The organism is Sphingomonas bacterium (assembly GCF_903644055.1).
Taxonomy (GTDB): domain Bacteria; phylum Pseudomonadota; class Alphaproteobacteria; order Sphingomonadales; family Sphingomonadaceae; genus Sphingomonas_I.
In genome coordinates, this window is record NZ_CAHJXD010000124.1 from 1 (window position 1) to 4,243 (window position 4,243).

The 4,243-nt window shown below is 67.2% G+C and carries 5 protein-coding genes and 1 pseudogene; 1 reads left to right on the plus strand and 5 read right to left on the minus strand.

The window, feature by feature from the left end:
* Positions 1-925, plus strand: a 925-nt coding sequence (locus tag HUU94_RS05260) for a MutS-related protein (RefSeq protein ID WP_438827106.1), incomplete at its 5' end; no start/stop codon positions are given.
* Between the two features lie 170 nt (positions 926-1,095).
* Here HUU94_RS05260 and lepB read toward each other — a convergent pair.
* From lepB to HUU94_RS05285, 5 genes and pseudogenes are all read right to left on the minus strand, one after another.
* Positions 1,096-1,995, minus strand: a complete 900-nt coding sequence (gene lepB / locus HUU94_RS05265) for a signal peptidase I (RefSeq protein ID WP_174274053.1) — start codon at positions 1,993-1,995, stop codon at positions 1,096-1,098.
* Between the two features lie 200 nt (positions 1,996-2,195).
* Positions 2,196-2,537, minus strand: a complete 342-nt coding sequence (locus HUU94_RS05270; RefSeq protein WP_174274054.1) for an EF-hand domain-containing protein — start codon at positions 2,535-2,537, stop codon at positions 2,196-2,198.
* A 45-nt stretch (positions 2,538-2,582) separates the two neighbouring features.
* Positions 2,583-3,191 carry a PEP-CTERM sorting domain-containing protein gene (locus HUU94_RS05275; RefSeq protein WP_254601979.1) on the minus strand — a complete coding sequence of 203 codons (609 nt, stop codon included), beginning with the start codon at positions 3,189-3,191 and terminating at the stop codon, positions 2,583-2,585.
* 94 nt (positions 3,192-3,285) lie between these two features.
* On the minus strand, positions 3,286-3,921 hold the full coding sequence (locus HUU94_RS05280; RefSeq protein WP_174274056.1) for a glutathione S-transferase family protein: 636 nt from the start codon (positions 3,919-3,921) through the stop codon (positions 3,286-3,288).
* A gap of 78 nt (positions 3,922-3,999) precedes the next feature.
* A pseudogene (locus HUU94_RS05285) lies at positions 4,000-4,243 on the minus strand (COQ9 family protein); the annotation flags it as partial.

Genomic DNA, 4,243 nt, shown 5'->3' on the forward strand with positions numbered 1-4,243 from the left:
CGGCCTCGCCGAGCGCGCCGCCGAGGGGGGCTGGTGCCGCCCGAGCATCGTCGAGCATTCCTGCCTGGAGATCGAGGGCGGCCGCCACCCCGTGGTCGAAAGCGCGGTCGCCGCCGCGGGCGGGCGCTTCGTCGCCAACGATTGCCGGCTGTCGGCCGAGGATCGGCTGTGGCTCGTCACCGGGCCCAACATGGGCGGCAAGTCGACCTTCCTCCGCCAGAATGCCGCGATCCTGATCCTCGCGCAGGCGGGCGGCTACGTCCCCGCCGTCGCCGCGACGCTCGGCCTGTGCGATCGCCTGTTCAGCCGCGTCGGCGCGTCGGACAATCTCGCGCGCGGCCGCTCGACCTTCATGGTCGAGATGGTCGAGACCGCCGCGATCCTCGCGCAGGCGACCGAGCGCTCGTTCGTCATCCTCGACGAGGTCGGACGCGGCACCTCGACCTATGACGGCCTCGCGATCGCCTGGGCGGTGGTCGAGGCGGTCCACGATCGCAACCGCTGCCGCTGCCTGTTCGCCACCCATTATCACGAGCTCACACGCCTCGCCGAACGCCTCGACGCGCTCTCGCTGCACCATGTCCGCGCGCGCGAATGGAAGGGCGATCTGGTGCTGCTCCACGAGGTGTCGGAAGGCCCCGCCGATCGCAGCTACGGCCTCGCCGTCGCGCGCCTCGCGGGCCTTTCCCCGCCGGTGATCGCGCGCGCCGGGGATGTGCTCAAGCGGCTGGAGGCGGGCCGCAAGGCCACCGGCGGCCTCGCCGCCGGCCTCGACGACCTCCCCCTCTTCGCCGCCGCCGCGCAGGCCGAAGAGGAGAAGCGCGACCCGCTCCGCGAAGCCCTCGCCGCCATAGACGCCGACGCGCTCACCCCACGCGAGGCGCTGGAGGCGCTCTACCGGCTCAAGGCGCTGTCGGGCGGGTAGGACGGACCGTCTCCAGCTTGGAGGTCCTGTTCAGGCTGAAACGTCACCCCGGCCTTGAGCCGGGGTCCAGCTTCTTCCTCGGTGTTGGCAGGCAGCGGGACCCCGGAACAGGTCCGGGGTGACGGTCGATTTGAAGCAAGTCCCTTCAAATCACCGCATATCGATCGGCCCTAGCGCCGGGCCGTCCGCACGGGATAGCTCGGTCGCAGGCTCGTCCCTGCTCGGCCGCTTCGGAACGCGGAAATCCACGTCAGCGGGTTCCGCGTCGCATCGCCGTTCAGCGAGAAGGTGACGAACTCCGCCCTGCCGCCGATCGTCTCCAGCGGCACCGCGCCGCCGAGGCCGTTCAGCGCCACCGGCACGCGGCTGTCGGCGCTGTTGTCGCGATTGTCGCCGAGCACGAAGACGTGGTCGGCCGGCACCGTATAAGCCGGCGTATCGTCCTCGCCGCTCCACCCGAAGTCGAGCGTGTCGTAGGCGCGGCCTTCGGGCAGCGTCTCGCGCAGGATGTGCAGCCGGCAATAGGCTCTGCCGTCGGCGCCGGTCATCCGCGCCCCGGCAAAACCGGAGAACGCGCGCCCGGCATCCGGATCGTTGGCGTCGCAATGGAAATTGCCGTCGATCGGCATCAGCCGCACGCCCATGTCTCGCGTCGGCACCGGTCTGCCGTTCAGCCACAGGCGTCCGCCGATCAACCGGATCGTGTCGCCGGGCAGGCCGATGACCCGCTTGATGAGATCCTCGCCACGGCGGCCCGCGTCCGGCGGGGTCACGATCACGATGTCGCCGCGCTCCGGCATCCGGCCGAGCAGGCGGCCGTGGAGGAACGGCAGCAGGTGAAAACTCGGCGACACATAGGACCAGCCGTAGGGATATTTGCTCACCACCAGGCGATCCCCGACCAGCAGCTCCGGCATCATCGATTCGGAAGGAATGTAGAAGGGCTTGGCGATCAGGCTGTGCACGCCGAACACCAGCAGGATCGTCGTGAGCAGTCCGCGCAGCTCGGCGATCCAGCGCGATCTACGCGACCGGGTGGGAGTCGCTGGGTTGGCGGCAACATCGATCATGCCGCCATCAAGCCGCCGCCGCCGCGCCGGTCCAGCAAAGCCATGTCCGGACAGCGCAAAATCATGCCCGGACAACGAATCGCGCTGTCGCCGCCGAGGTCGTAAAGCTCCTCCCCTGCAAGCGGAGGTGGCATGCCGCGGGCATGACGGAGGGGTGTAACCGGCTACAGGAAGCTTCCATCCGGCCGGGCACCACCTGCTCAGCGGTCGAGAAATTCCTTGGCGCTCAGCACGCCATCATGGTTGCGGTCGAGCCGATCGAACGCAGCCTGGCTGTTCTCGGTGGCGTGCGCGAACGACGGCGCCGCCGCCCCCACGCCAAGCATCGCCCCGACGACGCCCGCCATCACGATACGCGCATGCGCAATCGGCCGGAGGCGAATGTGTGGATGCGGCGCGATAGTGTCGTCGATGAACAGCCGTATCGCCTCGCTGGCGGTTCTTCGCTCTTGCCGACAGCGCGCCATGAAAGCGATCTTCGCCGCATAAGACAGCCGAACCTCGATCGTCTCGCTCTTCTTCGATGATCTAGCCGTCGTCATCGGAAACTCTCCTCTTCGCGCCTCGCTCTCATATGCCGCTCCGCCCTATCCGATCTTCATCCGCTTCAAATCGGTGCTCGATCCCGCTTCGGCATTGCCGCATCGGACGAGACCGAGGCGCACGACCGGGCGACGCCGCGCCACGAAGCCGATCGCGCCGAAGCCGATCAGCATCATCGCCCAGCTCGGCGCCTCGGGGACCGCGGCGGCGGGCGACGACGTCAGCGTGAAGTAGCTGACGAACTGGCTCTGCTGGAAGCCATAGGGATCGGCGGTCAGATAGCGATATTCGGTGTAGAAGCCGTTGCCGCCGCCGCCGCTGTTCGCGCTGGGCGAGGTGATATTGTAGCTATAGTCGCCGATCTGAAAGGTCAGCCCCAGATCGTCGACATAGGCCGCCGGGCGGCCGGGATAGATTTGCTGATCGCCCTGATCGACGTCGAAGAAGTCCTGAAAGCCACTGATCGTCTCGCCGTCGCGCGTGCCGGTGATGTTGATGACGTTGGTCGAGCCGGGATAGATCGGCGTATCGTCGGTCGTGATCGTGCCCGATGCGATCTTCACGCCGTTGAAGCCATATTCGAACAGATAGTCCGCGGCGGCGGCGGGCGTCGCCGCGAGCGCGCCTGCCCAGGCCATGATGGCGATCCACATCAAACGCACGCTCGATCTCCTCGAATGGCCACTGCGTTGGATCATAGCCCGCGCCGCTGGCAAACCCTGACTGCTCGCCGGTCCCGAAACGCGCTCAACCCTGCTTCGCTATCGCCGCGTCGTCCAGTTCGGCCGCGCGCTTGTACGCCGGCCGCGCGCTCAGCCCTGCCCAATATTCGACGAAAGCCGGTCGTTCCGGGATGCTGCCGAACAACAGCCCCCAGCCGATCTGCGATCCGAAATAGAGATCGGCGGCGGTGAAGCCGTCGCCGGCCAGGTAGGTCTTGCCCGCGATCGCCCGCTCGATCATGTCCATCGCCACATCATAGCTGCCATAGCCCACCATCCGCGCCTTTTCGGGCGAGACCTCCACCCCCAGCGATCGGTCGGTCACCGCCGCCTCGATCGGCCCCGCCGCGTAGAACATCCAGCGATGATAGTCGGCGCTCGCGCGCGTCCCCGCAGCGGGCTTAAGCCCTGCCTCGGGAAACGCGTCGGCCAGATAGGCGCAGATCGCCGCCGCCTCGGTGACGATCGCATCGCCATGCTTCAGCGCGGGCACCTTGCCCATCGGGTTGATCGCCAGATATTCGGGCGACTTGATCGACATCGGAAATTCGTCGCCATAGCCGAGGTTCTGCACCGCATAGGGCTGGCCGACTTCCTCCATCATCCAGCGCGCGATCCGCCCCCGCGACATCGGATTGGTGTAGAGAATCAGTTCGGCCATCGGCGCTCTCCCGTCGGATCGATCCTATAGCCGATTGGCGCGTGGATGTCAAGAACAAAAAAAGAACAAGGGCGCCGCTCAGTGTGCCGGATAGCGCAGCCGCCCGAGGAAGCGCGCCGGGCTGAAATGGCGGTCGGGATCGGGCTTCAGCCGCGCCTTGAGCTTCTCGAAGCGCATCACGTCGGCGATCCGCCGATCGAGAAACGCATGCGTTTCGGCGAAGCCCTCGCTGCCGTCGTCGAGGAACACCAGCAGCGTCGATCCATAGACCCCCGCCAGCGTCAGCCGCTTGGTGTAATGCGCGACGCCCGTCGCATCGTCG

Coding starts and splice junctions, on each gene's coding strand:
- HUU94_RS05275 (WP_254601979.1), bottom strand. CDS start 3,191: ATGTGGATCGCCATCATGGCCTGGGCAGGCGCGCTCGCGGCGACGCCC.
- HUU94_RS05280 (WP_174274056.1), bottom strand. CDS start 3,921: ATGGCCGAACTGATTCTCTACACCAATCCGATGTCGCGGGGGCGGATC.
- lepB (WP_174274053.1), bottom strand. CDS start 1,995: ATGATCGATGTTGCCGCCAACCCAGCGACTCCCACCCGGTCGCGTAGA.
- HUU94_RS05270 (WP_174274054.1), bottom strand. CDS start 2,537: ATGACGACGGCTAGATCATCGAAGAAGAGCGAGACGATCGAGGTTCGG.